We start from the raw sequence: 18,351 nt of genomic DNA, 5'->3' as shown, positions 1-18,351 counted from the left end.
CTCTGTAATGGGCGTCGGTAAATATGATGAGTGACCACATATTAAGGCTTGCAAAGCCCATGCATCCAATGTGAACTGGGTCTATGTTTATACAGATTTGGCATAACCAGAATGGAATTGCGCTGGCTTGAAGATTTCATCGCATTGTGTGAGACGCTTAATTTTTCACGCGCGGCCGAAATAAGAAACATCACCCAACCGGCATTCAGCCGCCGTATCCGGGCACTTGAAACCTGGGTCGGGGCGTCCCTGGTTGAACGCACCACGCATTCTGTTTCCCTGACCCCGTCCGGGGAACATTTCCTGTCCCATGCACGGGCAATCTGCTTTTCCCTGACACAGGCCAAGCGCGAGGCCGCCGAACTTGCGAAAACAGCCAGTGCGTCGCTGAATATTGCAGCAACCCATGCGCTGTCCTTTACCTTCATCCCGGAATGGCTGCGCCGCCAGAATGAAGACATCGCACTGGGCCCGCTTAATCTGGTGTCGGACAGCATGCAGGCCTGTGAAAGCCGTATGCTCAAGGGTGAGACAGATTTTCTGATTGCCCATGCCCGGCCAGATGGACCCGATGCCTCCAATACGCCCGATGGTTTGCAGCCATCGCTGTTTCAAAGCTGTGTGATCGGGCATGACAGACTGATGGCCGTGATCAGTCCATCACTTGCCGCAAGCGCGCACGCAACAAGGACGCCCGTGCCCTATCTGGCCTATAGCATGGAATCCGGACTTGGCCGGATCATTGCCGCCAGCGATCAAAACGGCGAAATCGCACCACAAGGCACCGCCAATTTCACATCCCATCTGGCGGCGACATTGCATTCGATGGTCAGAAATGGTGCCGGCTTCGCATGGCTTCCGGAAAGCCTGATCGCGCGTGATCTTGAAACAGGACAGCTACAGCCCTTCGAGATATCCGAGTCATTTGAGCCCTTTGTCGCGGGCACGAACACGGGCACAAACCCGACCCCGTCGATCCCGCTTGAAATCCGCATTACCCGTCCGCGCCATCGCCGAAGTGCGCTTGCCGAACGGTTGTGGGCCCATGTCACCGGCCATAAAGAAACCCGATCACCGCAATAAGCCGTGATCGGGTCAGGACATAAGGGAAACTGTTCTTATCGTTTCTTGGGGAGGTTAGCCTTGTTCGCGAACCGCATCGGCAATTGCCTTGCCACAGGTGACCGTATTTGCCGTACCGCCAAGATCGGCCGTCCGCAATTCGGTCGACAACAGGACCTTTTCAATTGCGCGCATGATGCCGTCATGGGCATCGGTATGGCCCAAATGATCAAGCATCATCGCACCTGACCAGATCTGGCCGATCGGGTTGGCAATGCCCTTGCCGGCGATATCCGGGGCAGAACCATGCACCGGTTCGAACAGCGACGGAAATTTGCGTTCCGGGTTGATGTTGCCCGACGGCGCAATACCGATGGTCCCGGTACAGGCCGGACCAAGATCGGACAGGATATCGCCAAACAGGTTCGATGCGACCACGACGTCAAAGCGATCCGGGTTCATGACGAACTGTGCGGTAAGAATATCGATGTGATATTTGTCCCAAGTTACATCCGGATAGGACTTTGCCATTTCCAGAACACGTTCATCCCAATAAGGCATGGTGATCGAAATGCCGTTGGATTTGGTCGCCGATGTCAGATGTTTGCGCGGGCGTTTTTGGGCCAGCTCGAACGCATATTTCAGGATACGGTCAACACCGATCCGCGACATGACGGTTTCCTGAATAACGATCTCGCGATCCGTGCCGGGATACATTTTCCCGCCAACCGACGAATATTCGCCTTCGGTATTTTCACGAACCACATAGAAATCAATGTCGCCCGGCTTGCGACCGGCAAGGGGTGATGGCACACCGGGCATCAGCTTTGCCGGGCGCAGGCTGACATACTGGTCAAAATCGCGCCGGAACTGGATCAGCGATCCCCACAGCGAAATATGATCGGGCACCGTATCGGGCCAACCAACCGCCCCAAAGAAAATGGCATCGTGATTACCGATCTGTGCCTTCCAGTCATCGGGCATCATCTGGCCATGTTTGAGATAATAGTCGCAGGACCCGAATTCGAACGTATCAAACGCAAGATCGATCCCATAGACCTCGGCGGCTGCTTCAAGGACGCGAACACCTTCGGGCATGACTTCTGTGCCAATGCCGTCCCCGGCGATCACCGCGATCTTATGTTGTTTACCAGCCATTTCAGCCATTTCCTCCTTGTGGGACTAATTCAGATATCAATTAATCAATATTGCACGAAAATCATTCACATTCGTCAAAGTCGGCCCGGTAATCACCGCATCGCCAAGCAGCTCAAAGAAACTGTGTCCGTCATTGTTTGCAAGATATTCTTGCGCCTTGATCCCGGCACCAATTGCGCGATCAAGGGTATCGGGTGTGATCTGACCACCGGCAATTTCTTCGAGCCCGTCAACACCATCGGTATCCCCGGCAATCGCATAGACCCCGGACAAACCATTAAGCGCAACCGCCAACCCCAGCAGGAATTCCACATTGCGCCCGCCGCGCCCGTTGCCCTTTACCGTGACGGTTGTTTCGCCACCGGACAATAACAGACAAGGGCGCGCAAACGGCTGCCCGCGCAGCACGATCTGACGTGCGATACCCGCCATCACCGTTCCGACGTCAGATGCTTCACCTTCGATCGCATCGCCAAGGATATGGGCGGTAATTCCCATATCACGCGCCTTTTGCGCGGCAGCTTCCAGCGCCATTTGCGGTGTTGCAATCAGAACGGCCTCACATTTTGCAATGCGCGGATCGTCATGCTTGATGCTTTCGGTTTCGCCATTTTCAAGCATGGCCCGCACAGCATCGGGAAGCGCGATGTCATATCGGTCAATAATTGCCAGCGCGTCCGTACAGCTTGTCGGATCAGCAACAGTCGGCCCCGATGCCACATCCAGAAGACTGTCACCCGGCACATCGGAAATCGCCAGGGTCACAACACGTGCCGGATGGCACATCGCGGCCAGACGACCGCCTTTGACGTTTGAAATATGCCTGCGAACACAATTCATCTCGTCAATTGCCGCACCGGATTTCAAAAGCGCAAGGTTGATGTCGCGCAACCCGGCAAGATCCAGCGGCGCAACCGGATCAACCAGTAACGCCGATCCTCCGCCCGATATCAGACAAATGACCAGATCATCCTCACGCAGATCGCGCACAAGTTCTGTGATCTTCCGTGTTGCCGCCAGTCCCGCAGCATCGGGGACCGGGTGGGATGCCTCTATGATTTCAATATGGTCGGTCGGTACCGCATGTCCGTATCGCGTGACCACACATCCCGACAATGGCCCTGACCAGTTCTGTTCGAGTGCGCGCGCCATCTTTGCCGATGCCTTGCCCGCACCGATCACAATCGTGCGTCCGTCTGGCGGCGCAGGCAGATGCGCCGGCACACAGATATCGGGATCAGCAGCACGCACAGCCGTTTCGAAAAGTTCCATCAGGAACCTTTTGATCGCCGTGCTATCGCCAATGCCAGACATCATGTCATCCCCTGTCATCTGCCTGCCCACGATCAAACGTTATCGCCGTGGATTGCCGCAATCACGGCATCGGTCACCTGACGGGTGGTGGCTTTACCACCCAGATCGGGCGTATGCAGGGACGGATCAGCGGTAACGCGTTCCACCGCACGCATCAAACGATCCGATGCCGCCTTTTCCCCCAGATGATCGAGCATCATCACCGCACTCCAGAATGTAGCGACCGGGTTGGCGATGCCTTTGCCCGTAATATCAAAAGCCGACCCATGGATCGGTTCGAACATCGACGGGAAATTGCGTTCGGGATTAAGGTTTGCCGTCGGTGCAATGCCAAGCGATCCGGCAAGGGCAGCGGCAAGATCAGACAAAATGTCGGCATGCAGGTTGGTAGCAACGATGGTATCAATGGTTTCCGGGCGCAGGGTCATGCGCATGGTCATTGCATCAACCAGCATTTTGTCCCATTCGACATCCGGATATTCGGCCGCCACTTCCTTGGCGATTTCATCCCACATCACCATGCCGTTGCGCTGGGCGTTGCTTTTGGTGACCACGGTCAGTTTCTTGCGCGGGCGTGACCGGGCAAGGTCAAAGGCAAACCGCATGATGCGCGTGACACCGGCACGGGTGAAAATCGAAACTTCGGTTGCGACCTCTTCGGGAAGACCGACATGCGATCGACCGCCCTGCCCGGCATATTCGCCTTCGGAGTTTTCGCGCACGATCACCCAGTCAAGTTCGCCCTGTTTGACATTGCGAAGCGGGCTTTCAATACCCGGCAAAATACGGGTCGGGCGCACATTGGCGTATTGATCAAACGGCTGACAGATCGCAAGACGCAACCCCCAAAGGGTCACATGATCGGGAACATCGGGCGCACCCACGGCACCGAAATAGATCGCATCATGATCCTTGATCTGATCGCGACCATCGGCTGGCATCATGATGCCGTGTTTTTTGTAGTAATCCGATCCCCAGTCAAAGCTGTCGAAGCTCATGGTGAAGCCACCATCCCGCTTTGCCAGGACATCAAGTACTTCTACACCGGCCGCAACAACCTCTTTACCAATTCCGTCACCCGGAATGGCAGCAATACGATAGTTCTTCATCACAAGTCTCTTCAGTTTGCAGATTAATTTTATACGGGTTTGACGCGTGTCCTAGAAAAGCGCGCCGGTTGGCATTCTGATCAGCAGCACTTCGGCCATCAGAAGATAAAGCCCCCCGACAATCACAAGCCCGCCGACCGCTTCGCCAAGGATGCGCTTGGCCGACATATGCTCGTAACAGGCAACGCGTCCCAAAATCAGGAAGGCCAGAATGGCAGCAATGCCAAAGCCGACCATCGGGATCACCGCCACCCAGACAATCATGGCAATGACCAAAGCAACCCGGCGTGCGTTTGAACTATTGTCAGCAACGCCCCCTTGCTCCGGACCTGCCGGTTTACGCAAAATATTGAGCCCCAGAAGCATCAGTGACATGACAATGATCGCCACCGAAATCGTGCTGGGGAAGACCGACCCCATCGGGGTCATGGCAGATGTTTCCGCAAATGCCCAGACAGCCACACCAATCAGCAATACAGACAGGAACATGCCCGCATGATCACGTGGTTTTGCCAGCTGTTTTTTCAATCCTGCCAGGGGTGCAAAACCGCTTTTCGCAACCGGCTCGACGTCACCCACGGTGGTTGATCCCTGACTGTCGGCATAGCTGCGTGCCGCAGCAAGCGCGCGCTTCTTGGCGTTTTCCTTGCGCTTGGAAAAGACAAGCGGATAAAGCAGGGTAAAGGCGGCAAGGGCGACAATCGCCAGACTGATCGGACGCCCAAAGAACATACCGACAAGATTATGGGTCGCATTGCCGATCAGATAGGACTGCACAAATCCCTGTTCGGCGATCTGCCCCAGCACCAGACCAAGCACAATCGGCGACGGCGCAAAACCGCACCGGTTCAAAAGCCAGCCAATCACGCCAAGCGCCAGCATCATCTGCACATCATGCAGGTTGCTGTGGATGGCAAAGCTGCCGACAACGGTCAAAAAGGCAATGGTCGGAACCAGAAGGGTCTTGGGGATTGATGCAATCGACTTATAGGCATAGCGCCCGATCAGCAAACCGGCCGGCAACATCAAGGCCGTTGCAATCAAAAGACCAAAGATAAAGGTGTAAACAATATCGCCCTGCTGGGAAAACAGCGTCGGACCAATCTTGATCCCCTGTACCAGCAACGCACCAAGAATGACCGCATCGGGTGGCGTACCGGGAATACCCAGGACCAGGGTCGGGATGAAACCACCACCAACTGTTGCGTTATTGGCAGATTCCGTTGCGATAATGCCATCGGGTGCGCCATTGCCGAATGTTTCGGGCTTTTTCGATGACCGGCGTGCTTCGGAATAGGAAACCAGTCCGGCAATCGATCCACCCGCACCGGGCAAAACCCCGATCACAGTCCCGATGATCGAGCTGCGCAGAACGTTGAATTTGCTTTCCCAGGCGATGCCGAATGCTTCGCGCAAGCGAATGCCACGGTTGCCCTGCTCTACCTTCAAATGCGGGTCCGGCGTTGCAACCAGATCAATCAGAACCGGGATGCAATAAAGTCCGATCAGTGCCGATACGATATCAAACCCGCCCAGCAACATATGGGTGCCCATCGTAAAGCGGATATCACCGCCCACCACAGCAACGCCCACCATCGCCAGCATCAGACCAATACAGCCGCCCAGCAATCCCTTGATGGTATTGCCAACCGACAGGGCCGAAATCAAAGTCAGTCCGAAAATCGCCAACCAGAAATATTCCGGCGGGCCAAAGGCAAGTGCCACCTTGGCCAGCGGTGGTGACAGCAGCAACAGGAACACACCCCCGACGAGCCCGCCTACAACAGAAGCAAGCGTCGCCAGTGTTACTGCAAGACTGCCATCACCACGTTTGGCCATCGGGAAACCGTCAAAGGTCGTGGCGATCGCTGACGGGGTTCCCGGTGTGTTGACCAGAATGGCGGCAAAGGCACCGCCATAAATGGCGCCGGTATAGATCGCACCCAGTGCAATCAATCCGGTCGCCGGATCCATGGTAAAGGTAAACGGGACCAGAACGGCCACCGCCATGGTTGCCGAGAGTCCCGGCAAAGCACCGATTACAGTGCCCAGAATGACGCCACCAAGTGCCATAAGAATATTTAGTGGCGTCAAGGCATTAACAAGATAACCCAAGAGCTCCATGACGATGGACCTTTCCAATCCCAATCTTTTTATTGTCGCAGTTTCAAATGTTTCAGACCGGGCACTTACCGGTTGGCAATGCCCAGTTTTTCTGCGATTTTGCGGTATTCTTCGGATTTGGCCGCGACAAAGTCATTGATGAAGTCATAGGAAATGTCGGTCAGAACAAAGCCCGCATCTTCCATTTTTTTCTGGAATTCCGGGTTGTTGTTCACATCGGTGATCAGCTGCGAAATCTTTTCGCGGATCGGTTCCGGGGTTGAACTTGGAACGGCAACACCACGGAATGCACCACCGACAATGTTGTAACCCAGCTCCTTGAAGGTCGGAACATCCGGGAATGCCTTGACGCGCTGTTCGGACGCAACAGCAAGCATACGCATGCCATCACCGTTATTCACGCCAGACGTGACATAGTTGAAACCACCGGTGGTCTGGCTGCCAAGGATCGCGGTAACCGCCGGACCGGTGCCGCTGAACGGGACATAAGTGGTCGTGATACCGGCCAGTTCATCAAACTGAACCTGACCCAGGTGGTTGGCCGAATTCGATCCCGAACCGCTCAGCGTGACAAGACCCGGATTGGCTTTTGCATATTCCACAAGTTCACCAAGCGACTGGAATTCACTGTCCTTTGGAACGAACAGGGCGTTCGGGGTGTAATGGAAGAAGTTGATATAGGTAAGGTCCTTGGTTTCGTACCCAACGTCCTTTTCCATCGGCTGAAGGATCGTATGGGGCAGGTTGATGCCCATGATCGTATAGCCGTCACCTTCCATGCCGTTAAGCTGTGACCAGGCCTGTGCACCGCCGGCACCGGCCATGTACTGGATCACAAAGGACTGGCCAGCCAGTTCTTCCAGATAGGGCTGCTGGAAACGTGCGGAAACATCAGACTCGCCACCCGCGTTGAACGGAATGATGTAATTGATCGTCTTTTCCGGATATTCGGCAAATGCCTGTGTTGAAACCAGGGTTGCAGCCATGGCTGCCGCGATTGCGAGCTTACGCATTGGTATTCCTCCCGTAGAATGAACAGCACCAACTTTGTTGGCACCGGCTGGTCACGAAGGGACGGCAAAGCACACCCGGCCCCGTCACCAGCTGTTTCCCTGATGTCATTGCGGGCTTTTGTGGCGCAGTAGGACACGCGTATTTGGCTAGAATCATTTGCCCGAATGACTCTTGCAGTGTAGATTTTTTAGTTATTCATTATAATTTCTGATTATTCATTTCATTGTGTCGCACAGGTTAAGAATGTCATCAGACAGTGATCTCGGATTTTTCGTTCTTCTGGTCCGCAAGGGCAGCCTGAGTGCAGCCGCCCAGGAGCTGAACCTGTCACCGCCTGCGGTCAGCAAACGGCTGGCCAAGCTTGAAGATCGACTTGGGGTGCGTTTGTTGAACCGGACCACCCGCCGGATCAGCATGACCAGCGAGGGCGAGGCCTATTACCAAAGCGCGATCCAGATCATGCGTGAAATCGAAGAACTCGAAGAACGGGTTTCCCATGCCAGCGAAACCCCGAGCGGGCTTTTGCGCATCAATGCAACATTCGGGTTCGGGCGCGAGTATGTGGCCCCGGTGATTTCGGAATTTTCCCACCTTTATCCCGAGGTCGAGGTCCAGCTTCTTTTGACCGATGCACCGATGAACATGGTCGAAGAAGGCATTGATCTTGGTATCCGGTTCGGGGGATTGCCCAATTCGCGTATCACAGCGCGCAAGCTGCTCGCCAACAGACGGTTTTTATGTGCGGCCCCGTCCTATATCGAAAGGCACGGCATGCCGCGCAGTCTTTCGGACCTGATCAACCACAATTGCATCATCCTGCGTCAGGACAATGATGTTTATGATGTCTGGAAATTACAGCGGGGTCAGCATTCCGAAACGGTCAAGGTGCACGGCACACTCAGCAGTAATGACGGTGAAATTGCGCTGGGTTGGGTGATGGACGGGCTTGGCATCATGTTGCGGTCCGAATGGGATATTGCCCGCCACGTCAAGGCAGGCCGCCTGCAACTCGTGCTGCCGCAATATGCCCATGTCGATGCCGATATTTATGCCGTGTATCCGGAACGTCACAACCTGTCGGCCAAAGTGCGCATTTTCATCGATTTCCTGCATCGCAAATTGCGCAAGCACACCAGCGACAACACCTAGGAATAGGAACAGGCACCACAGCGATGTTCTTGGGTACCTGTTGGCGTTCGGCGCAATCAGCTATGTGCGCCGGCACCAAGACGGCGGGAAATATCCTTTGTCACTGCGATCAGACGTTCACGGCATTCTTCGACCGATGCCACCGACGTTCCCGACAGGCGCTGGATAAACGGTACGGTCAATGCTGCCACGACCTTGCCCGAAAAATCAAAGATCGGCGCCGAAAGGTTCAAGACTCCCGCAATGGTCAGCGACTGTGATTCACAATATCCCGCTTCCTTGACCTTGGGCAGGTCATCAAGAAATGCCTGATACTTGTCTGCCGGTTCGGTCCCGACATCCTTCATCAGATTATCAAGCCCATCCTGATCCATCCACGCCGCCAGCACCCGACCCGATGCCGTGTCAAAAATATTGATCTGCGCGCCCAGACGAACAGCGGTGATGTTGTTGTCCTGACAATCGACCTGCGCAATCACAAGCACCTTGCCCGAATGAATGATCGCCAGATGCATCGACTGGTTCACTTCATTGGCAAGACGCTGCATCGCATCACCCGCGATCGAGGTCAGACGACGGATCGGCGGATGGCGGTGTGCAACTTCAAACATCTTGGTCGTCAGTTGATAACGGTCGTCTTCTTCGCGCTGTTCGATATAGCCGCGCTGACACAACACCATCAGCATCCGGAAGATTTCCGATGTGTTGCGGTTCAGCTGCTTGGCAATGGCGATTTGCGACAATCCGTCCACTTCAGAGGCAAGCAGTTCAAGGATATCGAGCCCCTTTGACAATGCCGGGGCACGGTATTTTTCCTGATCAATCTGGTCGTCGGTCTTGCCGTTCATATGTCCTCGCAGGCGGATAAAAACCGGTTGATTTCGGTCGGCGGAGTATATGCGTGCCAGCCTCATTGTGGCAACTGACCCCGTGATGCGCAAATCATAATATCAAATATAAAACATTCTTTCATTTATAAATGTTCAGCATTAAACTGCGGCAAGGAGGAAACGCAAGAATGACTGAACACAAGAAAATCAGGGGCATGACCTGGTCTGATCCGCGGGGATATGACCCGCTTGTCGCGGCCAGCCAAACATTCCGCGACCGGCATCCCGATGCGGATATTGTCTGGGACAAACGATCGCTTCAGGGGTTTGAAAGCACCCCGGTCGAAGAACTGGCAGAAACCTATGACCTGATCATCATTGATCATCCCCATGTCGGGGCTGTTGTTGAAAAAAACTGCCTGTTGCCGATCGACAGGTTTGCCGAAAAAACTGCGCTTGAACGTCTGTTTGCCGAAACCGTGGGCAAAAGCTATCAAAGCTATGCCTATGACGGTCATCAATGGGCCTTGCCGGTTGATGCCGCCTGCCAGGTGCAGGCCATCCGCCCGGACCTTGTTTCTGCGCCCGTCAAAACATTTTCCGATGTGATTGCGCTGGCCAAAGACGGCCGGGTCGTATGGCCGCTTCTTGCCCCCCATGTTCTGATGTCATTCTTCAGCTTGCTGGCAAATTCCGGCGCGCCTTTTCCGGTGACCCGTGGCACGGCAATCAATCACACCGCCGCCCTTGATGTGATCGGGGCGATGGCAACGCTTGCTGATCTTGTCGATCCTGCCTGCCTGACAATGGATCCGATTGCAGCACTTGATGCCCTGTGTGAGGACAATACATTTGCCCTGTGCCCGTATGTCTATTTGTACGCGCCCTACGCGCGGGCCAATTACCGGGCCAATCGCATTGTCTTCCACGATATGCCGTCGCTTGGCGCGTCCGGCCCGCTTGGTTCCGCCCTTGGTGGCACCGGGATTGCGGTGTCATCACAAACCAAACATCCCGATCTTTGCGTTGAATTTGCCCTTTGGGTTGCGTCGGCCGATATCCAGCGCGGCCTTTATGCCACCCATAATGGTCAACCGGGCAACGCGGTTGCCTGGGGGGATGCGGCGGTCAATGCGCCGGTCGGGTCCTGTTACAGCAATACCCGCATGACCCACGAAGCCGCGTGGCTGCGCCCGCGCCATGACGGCTATATGGCGTTTCAGGAAGACGCATCGCACATCCTTCTCGATGCGCTGACCGGAAAAACCGATCCTAAATCGGCCCTTTTGGCCCTTGAGACACGTTTTGACGAAAGCTTTGACCATGAATGACATGCTGCCGCTTAAGGGACTTAAGGTTCTTGATTTCTCGCAGTTTCTAGCCGGCCCCTATTGCGCGCTGAAACTGGCGGACCTTGGCGCGGATGTGGTCAAGGTCGAACGATCCGGCCTTGGCGATCTGTCACGTTATCTGTATCTGACCGACACCAGGATTGCCGGTGAAAGCACGATCTTTCACGCGATCAACCGCAACAAACGTTCGGTTGCGGTCGACCTTAAATCCGATGATGACAAGGCCCGCCTGACCCAACTGGTCCGTGATGCCGACGTCATCTTGCAGAACTTCCGTCCCGGCGTGATGGAACGCCTTGGCTTTGGCTATGAGGCCGTCAAAAAGATCAATCCAACGGTCGTCTATGGCACCGTAACCGGATATGGATCGGATGGCCCGTGGGTGGACCTTCCGGGGCAGGATTTGCTGGCACAGGCACGATCAGGGGTCATGTGGTTGTCGGGCGGTCGTGACCATGGTCCGGTTGCCATGGGCCTTCCGATTGCCGATGTTTTGGCCGGATCGGCCCTGGCGCACGGGATTCTGGCACTTTTGTATCGCAAGGCGACGCAAAATATCGGCGGCTATGTCGAGACATCCCTGATCGAAGTTCTGGCCGATCTGCAATTTGAATTGCTGACCACCTGGTTTAACGACGGCAACCGCACCCCGGAACGGTCAAAAAACAATCCGGCCCATGCCTATCTGGCAGCACCGTACGGAGTTTATGAAACTGCTGACGGGCATATCGCCATTGCGATGGGCAAGCTTGACCTTCTGGCAACGATCACCGGCCTTGCGCCCGAAATCGCCGGACTGGATGCCTTCAAACAGCGCGATGAAATCAAGGCCGGTCTTGCCGCACAGCTTAAAACCAGAACCAGCGCAAGCTGGATGGATGATTTCGTTGCCAATGATATCTGGGCGGCCCCGGTGATGGATTGGGACGGCGTGGTTGCAAGCGGTGTCTTGCAGACACTTGATATGGTTCAGAATATCGAACGCGGTGATGTTGCAATGAAAACCACCAAATTGCCGTTGCGCATTGATGGTGTGCGCCCGTCATCATCCCGTGCTGCACCGGAACTTGGCGATGCGAACGGGTTGCTTGAAACCGGCTGGTAAACCAAAATCCACGAAACAAAAAAGCGCGGCATCATCACAATGCCGCGCTTTTTATTTATCATACAATTGGATCAGTCGTCGTTCACGCAGACCTGACGCTGGGTGCCCAGACCATCAATGCCCAGTTCGACCACATCACCGGCCTTAAGGTAACGCGGCGGGTTGAAACCAAGACCGACACCCGGGGGAGTGCCCGTCGAAATGATGTCACCCGGATGCAGGGTAAAGAACTGAGACAAATAGGAAATCAGGTGCGGCACACGATAAACCATGGTCGCGGTCGAACCGTCCTGAACCCGTTCGCCGTTCACATCAAGCCACATGCCAAGATTGTCAAAATCGCCCACCTCGTCGGGGGTCACAAGCCACGGACCGGTCGGACCGAAATTGTCTGATGATTTGCCTTTGGACCACTGACCGGCACGTTCGATCTGATAGGCACGTTCGGAAACGTCATTGATCAGACAGAAACCGGCAACATGATCAAGTGCATCGGCTTCGGACACGTATTTGGCTTTTTTGCCAATAACGAAACCAAGTTCGACTTCCCAGTCGGTCTTTTCCGAGCCGCGCGGAATAATGATCGGATCATTCGGACCACAAATTGCCGAGGTATATTTGGCAAAAATCACCGGCTCCGGCGGGACTTCCATACCGGATTCTGCGGCGTGATCGGCATAGTTCAAACCGATGCAGATGAATTTGCCGGTCTGACCGACACAGGCACCAAGACGCGGATTGCCTTCGACAAGCGGCAGGCTTTCCGGATCGATTGATTTCAGATCATCAAGGCGGGTCAGAATGTCACCCGCGATATCATCGACATGGGCCGAAAGGTCGCGCAGATTGCCATTGGCATCGACCAGTGCGGGCTTTTCTGCACCGCGTTCTCCGTAACGTGCGAACTTCATATTACGTCCAATCCTTTGTTCAAATTCCGATCAGGCGGTCCAGCCACCATCAACAACATGCACAGCACCGGTGGTAAAGCCGCTTTCATCTGATGCGAGATACGCAACCAGTGCTGCAATTTCGTCCGGCTTGCCGATACGGCCCATCGGCTGGCGCGCGATAAATGCCTTAAGCGCGCCTTCGTAATCCCCCGTCGCCCGCAGACGTTCATGCAGACTGGGGCTGTCCACGGTTCCCGGTGCAATCGCGTTGCACCGAATGCCCTGGGTAACGTGATCATTGGCAATTGCTTTGGTCATGCCCGCAACCGCCGCCTTTGACGCCGAATAGATCAGACGGTTGACCGGCCCTGTTACCGGCCCCGCAACCGAGGCCATATTGATAATCGAACCTTTGCCTTTTTCAAGCATACCGGGCAGGACCGCACGGATCATGCGGAACTGGGATTTGACATTCAATTCAAACGCAAAGTCCCATTCTTCTTCGGTTGCTTCAAGAATGGTGCCGTTGTGAACAATCCCGGCACAGTTAAACAGCACATCAACCGGACCAATGTCATTGATCAATGCCGTGATCGCATCCTTGTCGGTGACATCAAGTTTGCGGGCCTCGATGCCGTCAATGGCACTAAGTTCGGCAAGGGCAGCGTCATTGACGTCTGTTGCAATCACACGACCGCCTTCGGCCGCAAGCCGTTCGGCCGATGCCCGGCCAATGCCCTGACCGGCAGCGGTGACCAAACACAGTTTTCCTTCTAGTCTTTTCATAATTCCTCCTCAGACCGTTGGCAGGCACGACGGCCCGATCGGATCAAATGATTTGTAAGTCAGAATGAATTCCCGATGCCCAAGGGCCTCGGATTTGGTTTGCGCCCCCTTGGCGACATTAACGACCAGATCGCGGATTTCCTGTCCGACCTCGGCAATGGATCGCTTGCCTTCGATGATGTCACCGGCATTGACATCCATGTCGCCTTCAAGGGCGCGATAGGTATCGGGGTTTGCGCAAATCTTGATAACCGGGGATATGGCCGATCCGACAACCGATCCGCGCCCCGTGACAAACAGGGTCATATGTGCGCCACTTGCGATCATCTCGACGATTTCGGCATTGTCCGAAATATTGGGGAAGCCAAACCGGACTTCGCCATCGGGCACCACATCCATCAGATAAAGCCCGCCGCGTGGCGGCACGTCCCCCGGTTTGATCAGACCGGAAATCTGACTGTCCCCGGATTTGACATAGGCACCCAGACTTTTTTCCTCGATCGTGGAAAGACCGCCCGCGGCATTGCCAGCCGCAAATGATCCATAGCCAAGCGTTGCGTAATACCGTTCGGCCTTTTGCACCGCGGCGCGCAATTCTTCGCCCAGTTCCGGCGTTTTGGCACGTTCTGCCATGATGTCTTCGCAACTGATCAGTTCGCCGGTTTCTTCAAAGATACAAGCAGCCCCCTCGGCGATCAGAAGGTCAAACGCCTTCCCCGCCGCCGGGTTGCCGGAAATGCCAGACGTCCCGTCAGACCCGCCGCAAATCGTGCCAATGATCAATTCATCGACCCCCATCGGGGCACGTTCGACCTTGGCGACTTCATCAAGTGCGGAACGCACCCAGGCGCGACCGGTTTCAACCGTTTTTGCCGTACCGCCGGATCGCTGAATGACAAGGGTTTCAACCGGACGCCCGGTGTTTGCAACGGTTCCCTTTGCGCGCACCTTGTCAAAGCTTTCGCAGCCAAGCGACACGAACAGAACCGCACCAACATTGGGATGGGTGCAAAGCTGCCCCATCACACGGGCGGCGTATTCATTGGGGAAACATCCGGGAAACCCGATCAGTTGCACGTCTTCATCATCAAAACCGGCAACGATTTTCGAGGCGACGAAATGCGCACATTCAACCAGATAGGCAACAACGACTGTATTGCGGATCCCCTTGCGCCCGTCAGAACGCAAATAGCCTTGGAATTTTTCTGTCATTTGGGCGTCTCCGGGCTCTGCCCATCCGCATCCTGGAGCGCATGGGTCGGGGTATAGGCAGAACGGATATTGTGGATGTGAACATGCGTGCCTGCGGCGATATCAGCCGTCGCAATACCGATCGGCATCCCGTATTTCAGAATGCGTTCACCCGCCGCGATATCGCGAAAGGCAATCTTGTGGGCAAGCGGGATGGCATGGGCAAGCGTAACCGTGCAGTCAGCCAGTTTGACTTCCGTCCCGGCCGGGGCAGATGCCCGGGCCACCAGCACATTGTCATCGGGATGAAGATGCAGGAACGGTGCGGTCATGGCTTCATCTCCACCATATAGATGTGATCAGCCACAAGCGCGGTTTCGCCATTCTGCTTGGTGACGGTCAAACGTTCGGTCACCCGTCCGTAACCCGGGCGTTTTTCCATCACTTCCTTGGCGATGATTTCGACCCGCGATTTGATCGTATCACCGATAAAGACCGGTTTGACGAACCGCATACGGTCATAACCATATGAAAACGCCACTGGATTGATAATCGTCGCAGTCAAACCGACCCCGATGGTAAAGACCATCGTGCCATGGGCGATCCGTTGTCCGAACGGCAAGGTTTTGCAGAATTCTTCATCAAGATGATGCGGGAAAAAATCCCCGGAATGACCGGCATGAACCACAAAGTCCGTTTCCGTGATCGTACGGCCAACCGTGTCGCGCCCTTCGCCGATTTCGTAATCTTCGTAATATTTGGTTTGCTCAAGCATCGGGTGCCTCCTTGATCGGATGCATCGGAAGGGCCGAACTTTCATAAGCGGCCTCGACCAGTGCCATGGTATGCCATGCGTCCTCGGCCGAACCTTCAAGCGCATCATCCATCCCGGCCGCAAAACGCTGTACCTGGGCAAAGCGCCCGTGGAAGGCTTCGATGAACCAGTTGCCGACCAGATCAATCTGGCGCCATTCACCATCGGTGTTCAGCCAAAGTTCGTCGGGCTCGCCTTTTGGGTAATCAAGGTTGACGCCCATTTTCATATAGGCCGCCCCCTTGGTGCCGCAGATCCGGAATTCGCAGGCCTGGAATTTGCGCCCAAAGGCATGATTATGATTGATCGACAGATTGCAGCGAACGTCACGACCGTAATCAAGCATGATCGCGCTTCGGGTATTGGAAACCGTTGATGACGGATGGCCAATGGTGCGCGCATGAACACCCGCCGGATTGCCCAGCAAGTCGCGGACGAAATCCAGATAATGGATCGAATGCAACAGGATCTCGACCCGTGGCAAATCAGCAAGAAACGCCCAAAGATGCCACGGCGTATCAAGGGCTAGCCATGCATCGAAATCAACGATATCGCCAAGCAGACCCTTGGCTATGGCATCCTTGATCGCCAGTGAATTCGGCGCAAAACGAAGCTGGAAATTGACCGCGGCCTTGATGTTTTTGCGACGCAGGACCGAGATGATCCGGTCCGCTTCCCCCAGATCGGAACCAAGCGGCTTCTGGATCACGGCAATCGCACCATCGGGCAATGCTTCGAGCAATTCCGGAATGGCTGCGGGCGGCACGGCAAGATCAAAGACGACACCAGCCTGACTTGCGGCCTGTTCAAGCGTTTCAAAGGCAACTGTGCCCCATGCGCCTGCAACTTTCTGTGCCTTGGCGAGATCGGGATCATAAATCCCGGCCACCGGCACCTTCAAATCGCGATAGGCCGGAAGATGAGCATCGGTGACGATGGACCCCGACCCGAAAATCACAACCGGTGTGACTTTTGCGGGCATTTCGACGGTTTGGCGCAGATCAGTCATGGTGGAAGACCTCCGGCATTTCGGCCCACCATTCGCCTTCGGCCCGACTGTCCAGCGGACGCTGAAGCGGCATGCAATGAGACCACCATCGCTGGGTTTCCGGGTCGGCGGCCATTTTCGCCATGTCGGCTTCGAAATCAGTGCCTACATATTCGAAATAGGCAAACAGCAGGTTTTCCGGTTCTTTGAGGAAAATCGAATAATTGCGGATATTGCAATCAGTTATCTTGGCAAGCACGCCAGGCCATACATCGGCATGCAGCCGTTTATATTCGGCAATGGCGTCCGCGCCGATCCCGATCAATTGTCCATGACGGGTCATTGATGTGCCTCCGTAATTTCGAATGCGCTTCCTGCGACCGTTAGTGCGGCAAGTTTGTCGTGATCCCATTCGATCCCGAGGCCCGGCGTCATCGGTGCAAGGGCATTACCGCCGTCGCGTGCCATCGGGGCTGCGATGTCTTCAAGCTGGGGGATGTATTCAAGCCAGGGCGCATTGGGCACCGCGCAGACAAGACTTACATGCAGTTCCATAAGGAAATGCGGGCAGATCGCGATGTTATGGGCTTCGGCCAGATGCGCGACCTTAAGCCATGGCGTAATCCCGCCAACCCGGGCCACATCGGCCTGCACAATCTCACAGGCATCCTGTGCGATGTAATCGGCAAACTGACCGGGGCTATACATGCTTTCGCCGACAGCGACCGGCACGCGTGACTGGGACTGCAACCGGGCATGGCCCGCAATATCATCAGCCGGAAGCGGTTCTTCAAACCATGCGATATTCAGGCGTTCAAGCATCGGTAGCCGACGCTTGGCCTCACCCGATGTCATCGACTGGTTGGCATCGGTCATGATTTCATAATCATAACCAAGTGCGTTGCGGACCGCCTCCAGACGCTCGCAATCCTGTGCCACGGTCGGCTTGCCGATCTTTACCTTGGAGCCAAGAAAACCGGCTTCTTTTGAGGCAATGGCATCTTCGACCAGTGCATCGGGTGACAGATGAAGCCACCCGCCTTCGGTCGTGTACATCGGCACCGACGATTTCGCCCCGCCCGCCAGAATATGAAGCGGCAAGCCGGTTTTAACCCCGCGCATGCCCCAAAGGGCCGTGTCAATTGCTGCAAGGGCAAGCGACATGATCGGTCCGACCGCCGTGGCATGCGAACAGAACAACAGATCCCGCCAGATGGCTTCGATCCGATCGGCATCCTGCCCCATCAGTCGCGGCAACAGCGTTTCTTTCAACAGCGACAGGATCGCGGGCCCGCCATCACCGATGGTGTAGCTGTATCCCATGCCCTTGGCGCCATCCGCATCACGCAAAACAACAAAGATCGTTTCCTGTGAATTGAATGACTGGATAGCATCCGTGCGCACGACCTTGGGTTCAAGATCGACCATAAAGGCATTTGCAGATGTAATGCGCGCCATTGAT

The 18,351-nt window shown here is 55.2% G+C and carries 18 protein-coding genes; 4 read left to right on the top strand and 14 right to left on the bottom strand.

Features of this window, described 5'->3' with window-relative positions:
• Nucleotides 1-111: 111 nt before the first annotated feature.
• A complete protein-coding gene (locus tag AUQ42_RS12660) occupies nucleotides 112-1,083 on the top strand; it encodes a LysR family transcriptional regulator (protein ID WP_068519457.1) in 972 nt (323 codons plus the stop codon).
• 54 nt (nucleotides 1,084-1,137) lie between these two features.
• On the opposite strand, the gene AUQ42_RS12655 is transcribed toward AUQ42_RS12660, so the two are convergent.
• From AUQ42_RS12655 to AUQ42_RS12635, 5 genes are all read right to left on the bottom strand, one after another.
• On the bottom strand, nucleotides 1,138-2,220 hold the full coding sequence (locus AUQ42_RS12655; RefSeq protein ID WP_068519456.1) for a tartrate dehydrogenase: 1,083 nt from the start codon (nucleotides 2,218-2,220) through the stop codon (nucleotides 1,138-1,140).
• A gap of 36 nt (nucleotides 2,221-2,256) precedes the next feature.
• Entirely contained in the window at nucleotides 2,257-3,537 is a 1,281-nt protein-coding gene (locus AUQ42_RS12650) for a glycerate kinase (protein ID WP_369813525.1), read from the bottom strand.
• 29 nt (nucleotides 3,538-3,566) lie between these two features.
• Nucleotides 3,567-4,643 carry a tartrate dehydrogenase gene (locus AUQ42_RS12645; protein WP_068519455.1) on the bottom strand — a complete coding sequence of 359 codons (1,077 nt, stop codon included), beginning with the start codon at nucleotides 4,641-4,643 and terminating at the stop codon, nucleotides 3,567-3,569.
• A 51-nt stretch (nucleotides 4,644-4,694) separates the two neighbouring features.
• Complete coding sequence (locus AUQ42_RS12640) at nucleotides 4,695-6,767, bottom strand: tripartite tricarboxylate transporter permease (RefSeq protein WP_068519454.1); 2,073 nt, start codon at nucleotides 6,765-6,767, stop codon at nucleotides 4,695-4,697.
• 65 nt (nucleotides 6,768-6,832) lie between these two features.
• Entirely contained in the window at nucleotides 6,833-7,780 is a 948-nt protein-coding gene (locus AUQ42_RS12635) for a tripartite tricarboxylate transporter substrate binding protein (protein WP_156480884.1), read from the bottom strand.
• A 244-nt stretch (nucleotides 7,781-8,024) separates the two neighbouring features.
• On the opposite strand from AUQ42_RS12635, the gene AUQ42_RS12630 reads away from it, so the two are divergent.
• Nucleotides 8,025-8,930, top strand: a complete 906-nt coding sequence (locus tag AUQ42_RS12630) for a LysR family transcriptional regulator (RefSeq protein WP_068519452.1) — start codon at nucleotides 8,025-8,027, stop codon at nucleotides 8,928-8,930.
• Nucleotides 8,931-8,986: 56 nt separating this feature from the next.
• Here AUQ42_RS12630 and AUQ42_RS12625 read toward each other — a convergent pair whose 3' ends face one another.
• A complete protein-coding gene (locus AUQ42_RS12625) occupies nucleotides 8,987-9,778 on the bottom strand; it encodes an IclR family transcriptional regulator (protein ID WP_068519451.1) in 792 nt (263 codons plus the stop codon).
• Between the two features lie 170 nt (nucleotides 9,779-9,948).
• Here AUQ42_RS12625 and AUQ42_RS12620 point away from each other — a divergent pair, with 170 nt between their 5' ends.
• Complete coding sequence (locus tag AUQ42_RS12620; protein ID WP_082817847.1) at nucleotides 9,949-11,091, top strand: ABC transporter substrate-binding protein; 1,143 nt, start codon at nucleotides 9,949-9,951, stop codon at nucleotides 11,089-11,091.
• Complete coding sequence (locus AUQ42_RS12615; protein WP_068519450.1) at nucleotides 11,084-12,217, top strand: CaiB/BaiF CoA-transferase family protein; 1,134 nt, start codon at nucleotides 11,084-11,086, stop codon at nucleotides 12,215-12,217. Before AUQ42_RS12620 ends, AUQ42_RS12615 begins: the two co-directional genes overlap by 8 nt.
• A 71-nt stretch (nucleotides 12,218-12,288) precedes the next feature.
• On the opposite strand, the gene AUQ42_RS12610 is transcribed toward AUQ42_RS12615, so the two are convergent.
• From AUQ42_RS12610 to AUQ42_RS12575, 8 genes are read right to left on the bottom strand one after another with little or no spacing between them, the layout of a single operon-like run.
• Nucleotides 12,289-13,128 (bottom strand): fumarylacetoacetate hydrolase family protein, encoded by an 840-nt coding sequence (locus tag AUQ42_RS12610; RefSeq protein WP_068519449.1) that lies wholly within the window; start codon nucleotides 13,126-13,128, stop codon nucleotides 12,289-12,291.
• A gap of 30 nt (nucleotides 13,129-13,158) precedes the next feature.
• The gene (locus AUQ42_RS12605; protein ID WP_068519448.1) at nucleotides 13,159-13,896 is read right to left on the bottom strand and encodes an SDR family oxidoreductase; all 738 of its coding nucleotides are present in this window, start codon (nucleotides 13,894-13,896) and stop codon (nucleotides 13,159-13,161) included.
• Between the two features lie 9 nt (nucleotides 13,897-13,905).
• Complete coding sequence (locus AUQ42_RS12600; protein WP_068519447.1) at nucleotides 13,906-15,108, bottom strand: UxaA family hydrolase; 1,203 nt, start codon at nucleotides 15,106-15,108, stop codon at nucleotides 13,906-13,908.
• A complete protein-coding gene (locus AUQ42_RS12595) occupies nucleotides 15,105-15,419 on the bottom strand; it encodes a UxaA family hydrolase (protein WP_068519446.1) in 315 nt (104 codons plus the stop codon). Before AUQ42_RS12595 ends, AUQ42_RS12600 begins: the two co-directional genes overlap by 4 nt.
• The gene (locus AUQ42_RS12590; protein ID WP_068519445.1) at nucleotides 15,416-15,862 is read right to left on the bottom strand and encodes a MaoC/PaaZ C-terminal domain-containing protein; all 447 of its coding nucleotides are present in this window, start codon (nucleotides 15,860-15,862) and stop codon (nucleotides 15,416-15,418) included. Before AUQ42_RS12590 ends, AUQ42_RS12595 begins: the two co-directional genes overlap by 4 nt.
• Nucleotides 15,855-16,910, bottom strand: a complete 1,056-nt coding sequence (locus AUQ42_RS12585; RefSeq protein ID WP_068519444.1) for a Gfo/Idh/MocA family protein — start codon at nucleotides 16,908-16,910, stop codon at nucleotides 15,855-15,857. Before AUQ42_RS12585 ends, AUQ42_RS12590 begins: the two co-directional genes overlap by 8 nt.
• On the bottom strand, nucleotides 16,903-17,232 hold the full coding sequence (locus tag AUQ42_RS12580; protein ID WP_068519443.1) for an L-rhamnose mutarotase: 330 nt from the start codon (nucleotides 17,230-17,232) through the stop codon (nucleotides 16,903-16,905). The genes AUQ42_RS12585 and AUQ42_RS12580 overlap by 8 nt, the downstream gene beginning before the upstream one ends.
• The gene (locus AUQ42_RS12575; RefSeq protein ID WP_068519442.1) at nucleotides 17,229-18,347 is read right to left on the bottom strand and encodes a mandelate racemase/muconate lactonizing enzyme family protein; all 1,119 of its coding nucleotides are present in this window, start codon (nucleotides 18,345-18,347) and stop codon (nucleotides 17,229-17,231) included. The genes AUQ42_RS12580 and AUQ42_RS12575 overlap by 4 nt, the downstream gene beginning before the upstream one ends.
• Between the last annotated feature and the right edge of the window lie 4 nt (nucleotides 18,348-18,351).

The organism is Thalassospira sp. MCCC 1A02491 (assembly GCF_001613785.1).
In the GTDB taxonomy this organism is placed as follows: Bacteria; Pseudomonadota; Alphaproteobacteria; order Rhodospirillales; family Thalassospiraceae; genus Thalassospira; species Thalassospira povalilytica.
Note: the sequence above shows the minus strand (reverse complement) of the source record. Positions and strands in the feature narration are given on the sequence as shown.